At 53.9% G+C, this 14,442-nt stretch carries 8 protein-coding genes and 2 pseudogenes; 2 read left to right on the top strand and 8 right to left on the bottom strand.

The genetic code is table 11. The annotated features are described in order from the left end of the window. Nucleotides 1-100: 100 nt before the first annotated feature. A complete protein-coding gene (locus tag JT51_RS13280) occupies nt 101-2,080 on the top strand; it encodes a bifunctional 2',3'-cyclic-nucleotide 2'-phosphodiesterase/3'-nucleotidase (protein WP_051927545.1) in 1,980 nt (659 codons plus the stop codon). Nucleotides 2,081-2,218: 138 nt separating this feature from the next. On the opposite strand, the gene JT51_RS21245 is transcribed toward JT51_RS13280, so the two are convergent. The 5 genes from JT51_RS21245 to JT51_RS13255 form a co-directional block, all read right to left on the bottom strand. After that, a complete protein-coding gene (locus JT51_RS21245) occupies nt 2,219-3,913 on the bottom strand; it encodes a PQQ-dependent sugar dehydrogenase (RefSeq protein WP_051927544.1) in 1,695 nt (564 codons plus the stop codon). Between the two features lie 148 nt (nt 3,914-4,061). After that, nucleotides 4,062-5,474, bottom strand: coding sequence for an NAD(P)/FAD-dependent oxidoreductase (locus JT51_RS13270; protein ID WP_037313354.1), 1,413 nt, complete (start codon nt 5,472-5,474; stop codon nt 4,062-4,064). A gap of 17 nt (nt 5,475-5,491) precedes the next feature. Next, on the bottom strand, nt 5,492-6,079 hold the full coding sequence (locus JT51_RS13265; protein ID WP_081894688.1) for a GtrA family protein: 588 nt from the start codon (nt 6,077-6,079) through the stop codon (nt 5,492-5,494). Further along, on the bottom strand, nt 6,076-7,254 hold the full coding sequence (locus JT51_RS13260) for a glycosyltransferase (protein WP_051927543.1): 1,179 nt from the start codon (nt 7,252-7,254) through the stop codon (nt 6,076-6,078). Before JT51_RS13260 ends, JT51_RS13265 begins: the two co-directional genes overlap by 4 nt. Nucleotides 7,255-7,686: 432 nt before the next feature. After that, a complete protein-coding gene (locus JT51_RS13255; RefSeq protein WP_037313348.1) occupies nt 7,687-9,648 on the bottom strand; it encodes a glycosyltransferase family 39 protein in 1,962 nt (653 codons plus the stop codon). Nucleotides 9,649-10,071: 423 nt separating this feature from the next. On the opposite strand from JT51_RS13255, the gene JT51_RS13250 reads away from it, so the two are divergent. After that, nucleotides 10,072-11,376: a UDP-glucose dehydrogenase family protein gene (locus JT51_RS13250; RefSeq protein ID WP_037313344.1), complete on the top strand. Its 1,305-nt coding sequence runs from the start codon at nt 10,072-10,074 to the stop codon at nt 11,374-11,376. A gap of 114 nt (nt 11,377-11,490) precedes the next feature. Here the strand turns inward: JT51_RS13250 and JT51_RS13245 are convergent, their stop codons facing one another. The 3 genes and pseudogenes from JT51_RS13245 to JT51_RS13235 form a co-directional block, all read right to left on the bottom strand. Further along, nucleotides 11,491-12,462 carry a UDP-glucuronic acid decarboxylase family protein gene (locus JT51_RS13245; protein WP_037313342.1) on the bottom strand — a complete coding sequence of 324 codons (972 nt, stop codon included), beginning with the start codon at nt 12,460-12,462 and terminating at the stop codon, nt 11,491-11,493. A gap of 350 nt (nt 12,463-12,812) precedes the next feature. Beyond that, nucleotides 12,813-13,466 (bottom strand): annotated as a pseudogene (locus JT51_RS13240) (IS3 family transposase); the annotation flags it as partial. Next, nucleotides 13,463-14,197: pseudogene (locus tag JT51_RS13235) on the bottom strand (IS30 family transposase); the annotation flags it as partial. The pseudogenes JT51_RS13240 and JT51_RS13235, both read right to left, overlap by 4 nt. Nucleotides 14,198-14,442 lie beyond the last annotated feature (245 nt).

Raw genomic sequence — 14,442 nt, 5'->3', positions numbered from 1 at the left:
TCACAGATCTACGCAAGTGATGCGCAAGCAATCAGTGTCATATCTTTGTTGTGTAAGGCATCCACAAAACGCGTCGACCAATTTACCTGAAAGGTGTCCCGTGTCTTATTCCAGCCGCAGAGTGATTTCTCGTCGTCAGTTTCTTGCAACCACGACAGCCAGCGCGGCAGCGATAACGCTGCACCCGTTTTCCGCTGCGGCAGCCAATAATCAGGCTCATCTAAGGATCATGGAAACCACAGACATCCATGTTCATGTGTTCCCCTATGATTATTATGCGGACAAACCACGCGACACCGTTGGCCTGTCCCGCACTGCGTCGATCATCAATGACATAAGGGCCGAAGCAACCAACTCGCTTCTCGTTGACAATGGCGACTTTCTGCAGGGCAACCCGATGGGCGATTACATCGCCTATGAGCGCGGCATGAAAGATGGCGACAGCCATCCGATCATCACGGCGTTCAACACGGTTGGCTATGATGCCGCCACTTTGGGCAACCACGAATTCAACTATGGTCTGGATTTTCTGGAAAAAGCCCTGGCTGGCGCGGATTTCCCTGTGGTTCTGGCCAATGTGGTGAAGGAAAAATCGGCCAACCCGCGTGACGACAAGACCTTGGTAAAACCCTATGCCATCCTCGACCGTGACATTGAATTGGGCGATGGCGCTAAGCATCCGATCAAGATCGGCGTCATCGGGTTTACCCCACCGCAGATCATGAATTGGGACCGCAAGCATCTGGAAGGCAATGTTCAAGCCCGCGACATCATTGAAACAGCGCAAGCTTATGTGCCGGAAATGAAAGAGCAGGGTTGTGATCTGATCCTCGCCCTTTCACATTCCGGTATCGGAGACGCAGATCATGCCGAGGGTATGGAGAACGCCTCGGTGGTTCTGGCCGGTGTCGATGGCATCGACGCGCTGGTGACCGGCCACAATCACCTTGTTTTCCCGTCACCGACCTTTGCGGATCGCCCCGGCATCGACGTGGACAAGGGCACGCTTATGGGCAAGCCTGCGGTAATGGGTGGCTTCTGGGGGTCTCACCTGGGTCTGCTGGACTTGCTACTTGAACGTGACGGCAACGATTGGCGCGTCCTGACGACGACATCCGAGGCGCGCCCGATCTCAAAACGCAACGAAGACCGCACAATCACGGCGCTGGTCGGCGATGACGACAAGGTTTTGGATTCGGTTGCCACGGATCACGACGAAACCCTGGCTTACGTGCGCCGTGCGGTTGGAAAGACCTCAGCCCCGCTGCACAGCTATTTCGCACTTGTGGCAGATGATCCGTCTGTGCAGATCGTGTCGATCGCACAGAAATGGTACATCCAAGAGATGATGAAGGGCACAGCGCACGAAGGCCTGCCAATCCTGTCGGCTGCCGCCCCGTTCAAGGCGGGGGGGCGTGGCGGGCCAGAATATTACACCGATGTTCCGGTGGGCGATGTCGCGATCAAAAATGTGGCTGACCTGTATCTCTATCCGAACACGGTGCGCGCGGTCCGCGTGACTGGCGCGCAGGTGCGGGGATGGCTGGAACGGTCCGCCGGAATGTTCAATCAAATTGAGGCTGGGTCAAAAGACGCGATCCTGCTGAACCCATCCTTCCCGTCCTATAACTTCGACGTTATGGACGGTGTGACTTATCAAATCGACCTGTCCCAGCCGTCGCGTTTCGGCCCGAATGGTGAAGAGATCAACCCAGGCGCATCGCGGATCATAAATCTTGAGTTCAACGGTGCGCCTGTAACTGATGAGATGGAGTTCATTGTCGCCACGAACAACTATCGCGCCTCTGGCGGAGGTGCCTTCCCAGGGGCATTGGGCGATACCATTGTTTTTGAGGCACCCGATACCAACCGCGATGTCATTGTTCGCTATATTGTCGAGCAGGGAACGATAGACCCGGTCGCCGATGCCAACTGGTCATTCGCACCTCTGGGCGATACCACGGTGCTGTTTGAAACCGGTCCAAAAGCACGCGACTATATGGGTGAAGTCAAAGGCGTCACAATTGAAGATGCTGGCGAAGGCGTGGACGGGTTCGCGGCTTTCCGCATCAAGCTTTAGTAACAAATAGACTGTCTGCCTACAGCACCAGTGGGACCGTTTAGGGTAGCTTGAAAGCAGAAGGAATTCTGCTTCATCCTAGCCTTTATAAAGTGATGATGAATTTGAACTCTGGAACAGGGCAGAGCCACTGAGCGGTCAAAAGGACTCGCTGACCAATTTGAGGTAGGCAACCAGCGACTGGATCAACCGGTTGTCATCAAACCCCGGATTAGGCATGGGTGTTCCGGAAGCGAAGGATTGAGGATCTTTCAGAAACTCTGTCAATGTCTCTTCGTTCCACGTACCGGTTTGGGCGCTAAGTCCGTTTGAGTAGCCATCATAACTGGTTGAAGCAATCTTGCTGCCGAAAATTCTGGCAAGGCTTGGCGAGCGCGCGTGGTCGTCGACCTCAAACGAGTGGCATTCCGCACATGCGCTGATTGCTGTTTCCAGTCGTTTTGCGTCATGGTTGGAAAGCCCCTGATGTCTGACGCTTGTCGCAAACAATTCCGATCGATTTTGCCGATCCTGGCCCGTCAAAAAGATCATAGCCCGGTCATCGGTCCAAAGAACGATCCGCCCGTCGCTGTGCTGATGCACGTCGCGTATGCGCGTGCCGACTTCGATACGCTCTGAATAAACAACCCGACCTTCTGCAACACGCAGCCGGAATAGGGACCCATCCAGCAACGCAGCGACAAGCAAATCGCCATCCCATGAGGGGTGAAAGCCTTCAACATAGGTAAGAGCCGATCCCGCAATTGACGGCACCCATGAGTATATCGGCCGCTCGAAATGGCTGTGCCGTCCGTAACTCAGCGAACCCGGAATTGTGCTGGCAGCCCAATAGGTCAGACCATAAGATTCCAGCGGCCAACCATAGTTGGCACCGTCACGCACAAGGTTCAATTCATCGCCGCCTTTTGGGCCATGCTCCAGGGTGTACAAAGTTCCGTCAGGCGTAAGCGTCAGCCCCTGCGGGTTTCGGTGGCCCATCGAGACGATCCTTCCGTCGCCCGAGGCGACGTCAATCGCCAATATCTTTCCGTACTCCGCTGTCGGGTTCTGGGCGATGCCTGGGCCCGCTTCCGAGCGCATTCCATCGAAGTGATAGTCGCCGCTTGTCATATAGATCGTGGACGGGTTTTCGAAGACGAGCTTACCGCCAGCCATATGGCCTTCAATTGCAAGGTGCCGGGTTTTCAGGGGCAAGCACGGTGCGGTGCGATAAATCACTTGCCAGTCGTCGGCCGTGGCCTGAACTTCGTCAATTGACTTTACTTCTGCGCCCAGCGGCAAGAGCGCGACTGTATTCGTTACACATTTCCGGTCGGGGTGATATTCGGTGTAAGAAATTGCCAGGGCGGGACCATCCGGGCCAGAAAATTGGATCAGGTCATTGTACCGTAAATATCCCGCCTTGATCTGGTATACGGTATTCTCCGGATCATCGGTCAAAGCCTCATAGGCCGCGCGGTTGGTATCGGGAACGGTTACTTTCGTCGCTCGCACGTCCTTTGCCGAGCTGGCTGCATAGATGCGCCCATCATAAGGAAGCAATAGGACGTCGGCGCCAAAAGACGTAAGCCCACCGCCATTTTCCCTGATTGTGTGATAGGGGCTGACGCGCCCGACTGGCACGGCCGCGACTTCCGCCTGAAGGTCAATGAGGTGCGAGGGCAGCCGCTCAAGGCTTAAAATCGCAGGCTGACCCCGCGCGACCTTGGCCATGGCTTTTTCGATACGCCGGTCCACCTTTTCGAACACGGTGTGAAGGAGCCACTGGCGTTTTCCAATCTCGTAACCTGCAAAGACCGCAAGCCCGATAAAACCAAAAGCCAGGGAAAACATTACCACGCGCTTAATCCACCGGAATCCGCCGGCGAATCCGCTTGTTTCACACGCAGGCGTGCTTATCCTGTGTCTGTTGCCCTGATTAGGCGACGTTTCTGGGTTCTGTGCCATGAGTCAATCCCGGTCCCCGTATTTCGGTCATTCCTCACTTTGCCGAACTGGCCGACTCTAACACGGTCAGAGGTGGCCGAGTCTTACTCGGCGTTGCCTCACGTTCACCGTGATTTCGCTTTGCCAGGCTGTCCAACAATTGTTCTGCCATGCGGTCTCCGTCACGCACGGCATAGTTCGTTCCCCGATCCATTGGGTAAATCTGCGAGAAATTGCACATCAGAACCCCGGGGCAGGGCGTCTGGTGTGGTACGAGTTTATTTTCTTCGAAGCCGATGTCGACGATGTGCTGCGCATTCCGCAGGCGAAAGAGCCCATCATCAACGACGGCTTGGCGATCGAATTCCGGGAATATCTTTTTGATTTCCCCGTACCAGCGTTCTTTTAAGTCTTCGGGCGCCATCGACATGTATTCGTGGTCCGGCGGAACGTAGTCGCCGATGTAGTAGATGTTCAACCCGTCAAACCGGTCGCTGCCGACCAGATTTGTCAGGCTCAGAAACACCACGAAAGGCGCGTTTTCTGAGTTGATGTTATGCCAGTAATACTTGGTGAATTTCTGGGGGGTGGCGAATACTTGAACCGCCGCGTCCAGATAATCGATGCTTTTGAGGCGCTCGAAATACTCTGGGTCGCGTTCCTCATAGGGGGCAATCATTCGGGCCAGGATATGGCTCGGCACCGTGGCCAGAACACGGTCAAAACGCTCTTCGCCAGCATCGGTGGTAATTATGACTTCATCCGTCTCGGGGTCGTGCGTGATACCCGTAACCGGCGTCTTAAGGCGAATGTCTGTGTTGGCTTCGCGCAGAGGCTTTTCAAGGGCATCGACAATTACCCTGAAACCGCCATCGAAATACCCCAGCACCTCTCCGCCAGCCTGTTTGTCGCGGCTTTCAACACGCTGGAGCAAACGCCCCCAAAGCCAGGACATTGTAACCTTGTCATAGTAGCGGTCGAATTTTCCGCGCAGCAGCGGCTCCCAGATCACATCGGTTACCTGACGGCCAGCGTATTTTCTAAGCCATTCCAGTGCTGTTGTGCAGCTGAGTTTCCGCCAGTCTTTCTCGTGCTGTAGCCAAAGCACACTTACCCCGGCGCGTATCCGGTTGATGAAGCTGAGCGGCTTGAAGCGAATAAGATCAAGCGGCGACTCCATGGGATAGAGTGTGCCATCGTAATAGGTGGAGACGGAAGATTTGTGATAGGTCAGCCGATCGCTCAGGTCCAATTCATCGACCAGAGACAGGATGAACTCGTCAGTCTTATAGAGAAAATGATAGGCCTGTTCGACGCTGTGATCCGCAAGCTTAAACCCGGCGGCAAGACCGCCAAGCCGATCAGACGCTTCGCAGATGGTCACGTCCACGCCTTTTTTGCTTAGGCGATAAGCGGCGGTTAAACCGGTGAAACCACCTCCGATGATGCAAACTCTTGGTTTTTTCATTTTAACAAACCACCGTGTTACTGGTTATCAACAGGTCTTGTAGTCGTCCCGAATTTGCGGAAAGTGATGCGGGAATTCAGCACATACTGGACGACAAAAACAAAGGGCAAAGACAGAATTTTTCCTGTATTTGCATCAAGGCCAACAAGTTGGGCTGCGTAGATGACACCGTAGCCAGCGACATAGCCGATCCCGCAAACGACAACGAAGGACGCCAGTCGCAGGCCCAGATAATCGTTGGTTTTAAAGTTGTGCCTGGTGTTGACAAAAAAGCTGAACAAGACCGAAACCGGCACCGAGATTGAATGCGCCACAAGGGCACTGGTACCAATCGAATTGTAGAGTATCAGAAAGAGCAGCACGTCTATGGCGCTCGCCGTGCATCCAATTACAAAATATTTGACCAACGTCTCATGGCGCTTCAACAGGGCCGCGATGCCATTTGCTGAACCCTGGCCTCCCGAATAGGTCGGCGCGGCCGGGTCGCTGTCGTTTGACATGTCTCCATCAGCGGCGCGTCCCGAAGTCTTACCCCCGGTGTGAGATGTTTGGTCGCCGCTTTTCGGTGGCTCTGCGTGCAGGCCGTTTAGGGTTGCCTCTGTCATGATTTTGCCCTCTCGCTTTTGCGCGATGTAAGAACTGGATATCGCACCCGGCCCCAAACGAAGGCCTGGGTGGCGACGTAGTTCCAAACGACCGTAATCAGGGCACCAGCCATCGCCGGAGCAAGATCAATTACGTCATTATATTGATCGTGCAGCATGGTCGCGACTCCGATATTGGCGAAGATGCCGACCGAACACAGCACTGCAAAGATCACGAATCCGAAATAGAAATCAACGCCCCTGAGACGGCGATCATTATAGGTGATGGCGTTGTTGGCCGAATAATTGAATGTAAGTGCAACCATCGTCGCCATGAGTTGAGAGGCTGCGAATGACGCACCGAAAAGCCTTTCGACCGCAATAAAAATGATCATGTGGAAAAAGATGCCAACGCAATTGATCATCGCAAACGAGATGAAGCGGGCAGGAAGTGGAAGAATGCGGCTGATCTTTTTCTCGATGAAGAACAGGAAAAACTCGTACAGGACACCAGTATCAAGCTTTGACTGGCCATGAAGCCGTTCGCGAAACTTGAATGGCAATTCGACGACCTTTGGCCGTGGTCGCGAAGCCGCAATCAGATCCAGCAGGATTTTAAAGCCGATTTCGGAAAGGTTTGGCAATGCTCTCAGTAATACCTCGCGACGAAATACGAAAAAACCGGTCAGCGGATCCGACATGTCGAGATTGAACAGACGATTTGCAAGACGAATGCCTGTATTGCTTATTTTCACTCTTGTCTCGGACGACAGGCCTGTCGGTTTTTCCTCGGCCAGAAAACGACTGGCCGATGCAATGGCAGCCTCGCCACTTGCGACTTTTTCGTAAAGCTTTGGCAGGATGGTTTCATCGTGTTGCAGATCACCATCCATAACGGCGACGACATCCGATGTGGCGGCCAGACCTCCTTCGACAACTGCCGAGGAAAGCCCGCGCCGGTTATGGCGCGAGATAAGCCTTACGCGACGGTCTGCCCGCGCCAGTTTTCGGATGGCGTCAGCTGTGCCGTCAGGCGACGCATCATCGACGAAGATAACTTCCCAAGCGATACCGTCGAGCGCGGAATCGAGCTTGTTTACAAGTTCAGCGACATTGCGCACTTCGTTGAAGGTTGGCACCACGACGGAAAGCGCAATTAAATCCGGCGCACCGGACCCATGCGCCTTTGTGGTCATGACACCCTCCTCAGATAGCAAATTGCCACTTTAATTCGGATAGAATCTGAACTGTCGACCTGATCAAATAGGGAAGAATTCACAACAAAGTTTTTCACAAACACACACCCCCGGCAAACCTAAACAAGGACGCCGCACACAATAAAAAAACAATTTGAAGGTATCCGCTTTAGAGGATTTGGTCAAAGGATTTGGTTTGCAACGTTTGGGTGCCCTGTATCCCGCCGATGCGTAACGTCAACGTCGGGGGACGCTTCAAGGTAACTGTGGCGGGCGAGTAGCACCCCAAAAATGTGTCGGAGAAAGCGTCAAAAGTACTCTTGGTTTTTGGGGTAATATGCCCGAGACCAAGATAGGCCAAGCCCACATGCCTTCGGTGGAAAATGTCGAAAATTCAGATGCATCCACCTTTTGTCTCGCTTAGACCTTGCTTCAATCAGCTGCTTCGGTCGACCCATCGTTGGCCAAGCTGGCTAGATCATACTCGGTAACAGTCACGCATTCGATACGAGCGGGGTGCTTGATAGAGCTTACCGGAGACAAAATTCGGTCAATCTCAGCCCGAAGCTCGCGTACTCGTGAATATTGCATCTTGCCTTTGTCCTGCAATGCCTTGCAGCTGCCGTCTTCGATCAGTGCGAGTCGAACGTATCCTTCGGCGGCCATGCGCCGTAGATAGTCGATGCTCTCTTCCACTGCATCGTCACGGCTCCAGATTTCGGCATAATCTTGAGGTTTGAAAATATGGGGATCTTCAAGCCGGGCGAAACCCACAAAGCGCACGTTCTTGTTCCGAGTGTAGTACCCGAATGTAGGGGCGATGAAATCAGGGTTGAGAAGGTAGATCGTTTTGTCCGAAGCAGGGCCAATACCACTTACAACGGCCGGTATTCCTGACTTTGGCAGTCGATCAGACGTCGCAGTATCCCACACATTCAATAGCGTCCAAACAAATAAGGCGACAATAGCGACGGGCAGGGGTTGTACCCATTGCCAACCGCGCTGGTTCATCTGACGGCCAGCACGAACCAGCCAGATACCAAAAAACGCACTGGCGATTGGTATGAATGAAAACATGTAACGGCCAGTAAGAGACAGCACAGCCAGCATGAGAATCGGCCCGAGCAGGGCTGTGCCCAACACGAACGTGGCCGTCTCTTCTTGCGCGGCGGCGGCGGGATTCCGTGAACGACGAAAGAAACTGGCGACGGACCAAGCCAAGGTGCAAACCGTCGCGAGCGCCGCAATCCCCATCATAACCTTTGCGATGGTCGATTTTTGGCTGCTCCACGGTAGCAAGTATGCGACGTTTTTGTAGATGACGCGCGGCAGGTCCGACCACTCGCTTTCAGGCGTCCATGGCGTACCGGTTCCGAGGTGGTCAAAAAAGGTCGGAATCCACGGTAGATAGATCGCGAAAATAGCGAGACCTGCGATCAGATACGGAAGGGCAGGCACCTCACCAGGACGGCGCGCAATCAGAACGACTGTTGCAAATGCAAGCGAAACAAGCAGCATCAGGCCGGTGTATTGAACATAGATGAGCAAGCTGGCGCTGAGCACAAACGCGACAAGCGACCAAGTGCGGTGTCTGCTGTTGAGGCTTTTGAGGAAAAAGAGGGTCACGAGGCAGCACAGCAGTGCTGCAAGCGTGTTGGGCCGTGCCTCCTGGGCATAGTAGATGCCGACCGGCGAAATCGTTACCAACGATGCGGCAAGCAGCGCGGCAGGGCGCGATCCGGAAGCTCTGGCAAGGTAATAGGCGACAGGGATCGCCATCAGCCCAAAGATGAAGGGCGATATTTTAAGGGCATTTTCACCAGTGCCAAGCCATTCGATTGCGTAATGCGTCAGCAGGTAAAATCCCGGCGGGTTCAATTCTCCGTATTTTACCATGTCGATTACTGCCGAGGCACCGCCCGAAGCTGCTTCGAAATAGGTAGAGGCCTCGTCCCTCCAGATTCCCAGATTCAATCCGGGCAGTCGAAACGCAGTCGCTATGATCAAAAGACAGACAAGAATGCTGATATCTCGAAATGCAGGCGATTCAAGTCTATTTGCCAGGCCGCCAATATGCCGGTTGCCAGCAAGACGCGGAGAAAATGAGAGGCTGACCAACATGCTCAACCCGGATATGAGAAGAAGGTAGAAAAGCGTGCGTTCAATTGCTGTTCTATAAAATTCCACCGACGGAACTGCGCCGTTTTTAGAGAACCCTTCCTTTACAGAAGGCCAAAACTGCGCCCGGTACATGGCGTCAACAATTGCCTCTCCTATCACCGCGTTGAGAATAAAAAGAACTGCCGTCACGACAGCAAACAAAACCGAAATGACAACCGCAGGTCCGAGGCTCTCGGAGTGTGTCGTTCGAATAGACTCAAATCCCTCGCGCATACCAAATGGTCCCAGGCTAAAATAAATACACTCATACCCAAAAAAACAGGCGGCCGATCACAATCGGATGGCAGGGTCAGAATGGCTGGCAATTGCGTTTCGATCAAGGCACTTGAATGAAGGTTCATGTCGCGCCAAATTTCTGTCCTTCAGTTTGGGAGTGTGCCTCGCAGGTCAATCGAGACAGCAAGTTGTGACAGCTGGCGAACTGAAATTGAACTGCATCGGTCGAGGGCTACACAGAAAAACTCTGCCAGAGTTCAGGGGGTTGAGCTTACCCCGGGCTTTACACAAAGCTTACATTGCCCTTTAAAAGTCTGGGCAATATGGGCACCTGGCTGAATTTCTGGTGGTGTTGAAACGCATATGTGGACTATCGAAGTTGGGCGTACTTACCCCAAGTACCAGTAAAAGGATTTAAGAATGCGCATTGCGATGATCGGCACAGGCTATGTAGGCCTCGTGTCAGGGGTTTGTTTTTCGGATTTCGGTCATGACGTCGTTTGCGTCGACAAATCTGAGCAAAAAATCGAAACGCTGCAGGTGGGTAGGGTTCCCATTTATGAGCCGGGCCTCGATACGTTGATGGCCCGAAATGTTGCTGCCGGACGGTTGAGTTTCACCACTGATCTGGCATCTGCCGTGGCTGCGGCAGATGCGGTATTTATCGCTGTTGGCACACCCACCCGGCGTGGTGACGGGCACGCCGATCTGTCCTATGTCATGGCCGCCGCAGAAGAGATCGCCTGCGCCATCGACGAATATACCGTGGTGGTGACCAAATCCACTGTTCCGGTTGGAACCAACCGCAAGGTCCGCGACGTCGTGGCCGCCGCCAACCCGCAGGCCGAATTCGACGTGGCCTCGAACCCGGAGTTTCTGCGCGAAGGTGCCGCGATCGACGATTTCATGCGCCCTGACCGGGTTGTGGTCGGTGTCGAAACCGACCGCGCGGCCGAGGTCATGGCCGAGGTTTACCGCCCGCTTTACCTGCGGGATTTTCCGATCCTGACCACCGATCTGGAAAGTGCCGAGATGATCAAATACGCGGCCAACGCCTTTTTGGCGACCAAGATCACCTTTATCAACGAAATTGCCGGCCTGTGTGAACGCGTCGGCGGAGACGTCAAAGAAGTGGCGCGCGGCATTGGTCTGGACGGCCGGATCGGCAACAAGTTCCTGCATGCCGGTCCGGGTTACGGGGGCTCGTGCTTTCCCAAAGACACCACGGCGCTGGCGCGGATCGGGCAGGAACATGCGCATCCTATGCAGATCACCGAGACCGTAATTCGCGTAAATGACGGGGTGAAAAAACGGATGATCGACAAAATATGTGAAGCCTGCGATGACCATTTCAACGGCAAAACTGTGGCAGTGCTGGGCGTAACTTTTAAGCCCAACACCGACGACATGCGGGATGCGCCGTCGCTGTCCATCGTTCCGGCGCTGATCGGTGGCGGGGCTAGGGTACGGGTGGTCGACCCTCAGGGCAGATCCGAGGGCGAAGCACTGCTGCCTGGTGTGGAATGGACCGAAGATCCGTATGCGGCAGCCAAAGACGCCGACGCCGTGGTGCTGCTGACCGAATGGAACGAGTTTCGCGCTCTGAACCTGTCTGACTTGGCCAGCGGTATGAAAACAGCTCGTATGGTCGATCTCAGAAACATTTACTCGAAAAAGTCAGCCGAAAAAGCAGGTTTTGAGTCTTACGTTGGGGTGGGTCGATAAAAGGATAGCACGGGCGAAACGCTTTCTGTACGAAACGTATTTTCCCAAGCATATGCACCGCAGGGCCAGCACCGATTGGGCAGCCAATGCGATACTTCTGGACCGGGGACGCTGTCAGACCAGACCGACCTCTTTTACGAGATGTCGAAAATAGTCGATGGTCATCTTCAGCCCGTCGTCCAGCGCGACGGTAGGTTTCCAGTCCAGTTTTTCTCTCGCCAGGGAAATGTCGGGGCGACGCTGGAGCGGATCATCCTGAGGTAGCGCCTGGTAGACGATCTTCGACTTTGATTTCGTCATGCGCAGCACCTTTTCGGCCAACTCCAGCATGGTGAACTCTCCGGGATTGCCCAGATTAACCGGGCCTGTCATATCCGGGCCACTGTCCATCATGCGCAGGATACCCTCGACCAGATCCTCGACATAGCAGAACGAACGTGTCTGGGAGCCATCGCCAAATATGGTGATGTCTTGACCGGTCAGGGCCTGCACGATGAAATTCGAAACCACCCGCCCATCGGCGTGATGCATGCGTGGCCCGTAGGTGTTGAATATCCGCACAACCTTGATGTCCAGATTGTGCTGACGGTGATAGTCGAAGAACAGCGTCTCGGCACAACGTTTACCCTCATCATAGCACGAGCGTGGCCCGATCGGATTGACATTGCCCCAATAGTCTTCGGTCTGCGGATGCACGTTCGGGTTGCCGTAGACCTCGGATGTCGAGGCCTGCAGGATCGGGCATTGCAGACGCTTTGCCAGACCCAGCATGTTGATCGCGCCGTGCACGCTGGTCTTGGTCGTCTGCACCGGGTCGTGCTGGTAATGAACCGGACTGGCGGGGCAGGCCAGATTGAATATCTGATCCACCTCAATATAGAGCGGGAATGTCACGTCATGACGCAGAAACTCGAACCGGGGGTGGTTGTGCAGATGGTCGATGTTTCGTTTGGTTCCAGTGAACAAATTGTCCAGGCAAAGGACTTCGTGCTTTTGTTCGAGCAGGCGATCGACGAGATGAGAGCCCAAAAATCCGGCACCGCCGGTAACCAGAATACGTTTCCTGCTGTCATATGGACGGGTCATAAAACACCTCAAAACAAAAAAATACATCAAATACCCTATGGTTAGGAAAGACATATTTTGCAATTTTTAGCAAGCGGCGGCGTACATCCGGGCCTGGGCCAGCCCGGATTAAGTGTTTTGGAGACGATAAATTCTAATCGTGTTCAAGGCTGATCCGAACCGAGTGGCCGCTATTTAAATCCTGTCTGCTCAACAGGGAAATGTGACACTTCTGCTTTGCAGAGGTGAGACATTCTAACTGTGAAGCCCTCGTGATTTTGAGACTGGGACGCCAATGAAATCAACGGGCCAGCATTTGAATTGTTGCGATTGGGGGTGAGCAGCCCCACTTGAGTGGTCCAAGTTGAAAGTTAGTGCATGGTTGGCCTTTGGTCCATCGAGACGATGGCCTCTGGCGCGGGTGGTCGGTAGCCCAGAGCACTGTGGGGTCGTTTGTTGTTGTAATGTTTCCTCCAGTTTTCGATGATTATTTGGGCCTCACGCAGTGAGTAGAAGATTTCACCGTTCAGCAGCTCGTCTCGCATTCGCCCGTTGAAGCTTTCGCAGTATCCGTTCTCCCAGCGCGATCCAGGCTCGATGTAGGCGGTCTTGGCCCCAACGGCTTTGATCCAATTCCTGACGGCCTCAGCAATGAACTCTGGGCCATTGTCTGACCGAATGTACGCTGGCACGCCACGTAGGATGAACAGGTCCGCCAGTGCATCTATGACCTCGGTTGAGTTCAGCTTCCGCTTCACCCGGATCGCCAGGCATTCCCGACTGTGTTCGTCCAGAATGTTCAATGTCCTGAACGCTCGGCCATCGTCTGTTCGATGATGCACAAAATCGTACGACCAGACGTGATCGCGGTACTCAGGCCGCAGCCGGACACATGATCCATGGTTCAGCCAGAGCCGTCCCTTCCTGGGTTGCTTCATAGGCACTTTCAGCCCCTCACGTTTCCACAAACGCTCGACACGTTTGTCATTCACCTGCCAGCCTGCGTCTCGCAGCAACCCGAGAACTCAATTCCGCGATCAAACGTAATAGACTGGCGCGCGATCTGGGGCAGGGGTTCCATTACATTCATGAGTTTCGCCATGAAGTGTTTCGAGCTGCGATCATTGTTGCGGAACAAGACTGCAAAACGGGTCTTGCGCTCGACCAAAGATGCAACGTTTGTCTTTCCGTGCTCCCGCCGGAAGATCATCAGCTCGCCTTCCCATTCACCAAATGTCTCTCGGGATTTGATGTAACTAGGCCTGTTGTGGATCGAGCGTGCCGGCGGGAACATCATACCGCGCGGGGTTCGGGCATAGCGCGGTTTTCTCTTCTTCCGCCGTTCAGGAAGGTAGCGGGCCAAAGCCTGGGATTGACCATCCGCACTGTAGACATAGGCATAAATCGTTTCGTGGCTGACAGAGACTGCATGCCCTTCAAGTTTCAGGCGGYCGGCAATCTGCTCAGGTGACCAACCTTCTTGGAGGCGATCAATCACTGCCTCTCGCAGTTCAGGAATTCGAACGAGTTTGCGTCGCCGCGCACGTCGTTCGGCTGCGGACTTCTGCGCCAGCATTCCGTAATAACCATTCAGCTGAGGAAGCTCGTCGTCCTTGAAGAAGTTGCGTTTGATCTCACGGTACACGGTCGCACGATGACGGTGTATCTGTCGGGCGATCTCAGCCACTTTGATCTTTCTAAGCAACAGGTCCTCGATTGTGCGCCGTTCGGCTAGATTTAACTCGGTTCGTTCCATAAACTGTTCTCCTGACTTTCCAGTAGGATAGAGGAAAAGTCGCTTTCCAGTTTAGAATGTGCCCGTGAGCGATACTTGAATCGCGTAATACTAGTTATGTAAAAATATTTGAGTAACCCGAGTTTACGCCAGCGACCTCTCAAAAACCGACCTGCCGACGCTGTTGACCCAACGGATTTGTTCCATCATCCTAAGATTTAACAGACTGGCCCGGCGTGTTTTTTGCATTGTGGTCATTGCACATA

Source organism: Ruegeria halocynthiae, assembly GCF_000743705.1.
Classification (GTDB): Bacteria; Pseudomonadota; Alphaproteobacteria; order Rhodobacterales; family Rhodobacteraceae; genus Ruegeria; species Ruegeria halocynthiae_B.
The sequence above is the reverse complement of the archived record's forward strand: the minus strand, read 5'-3'. Positions and strand labels throughout refer to the sequence as shown.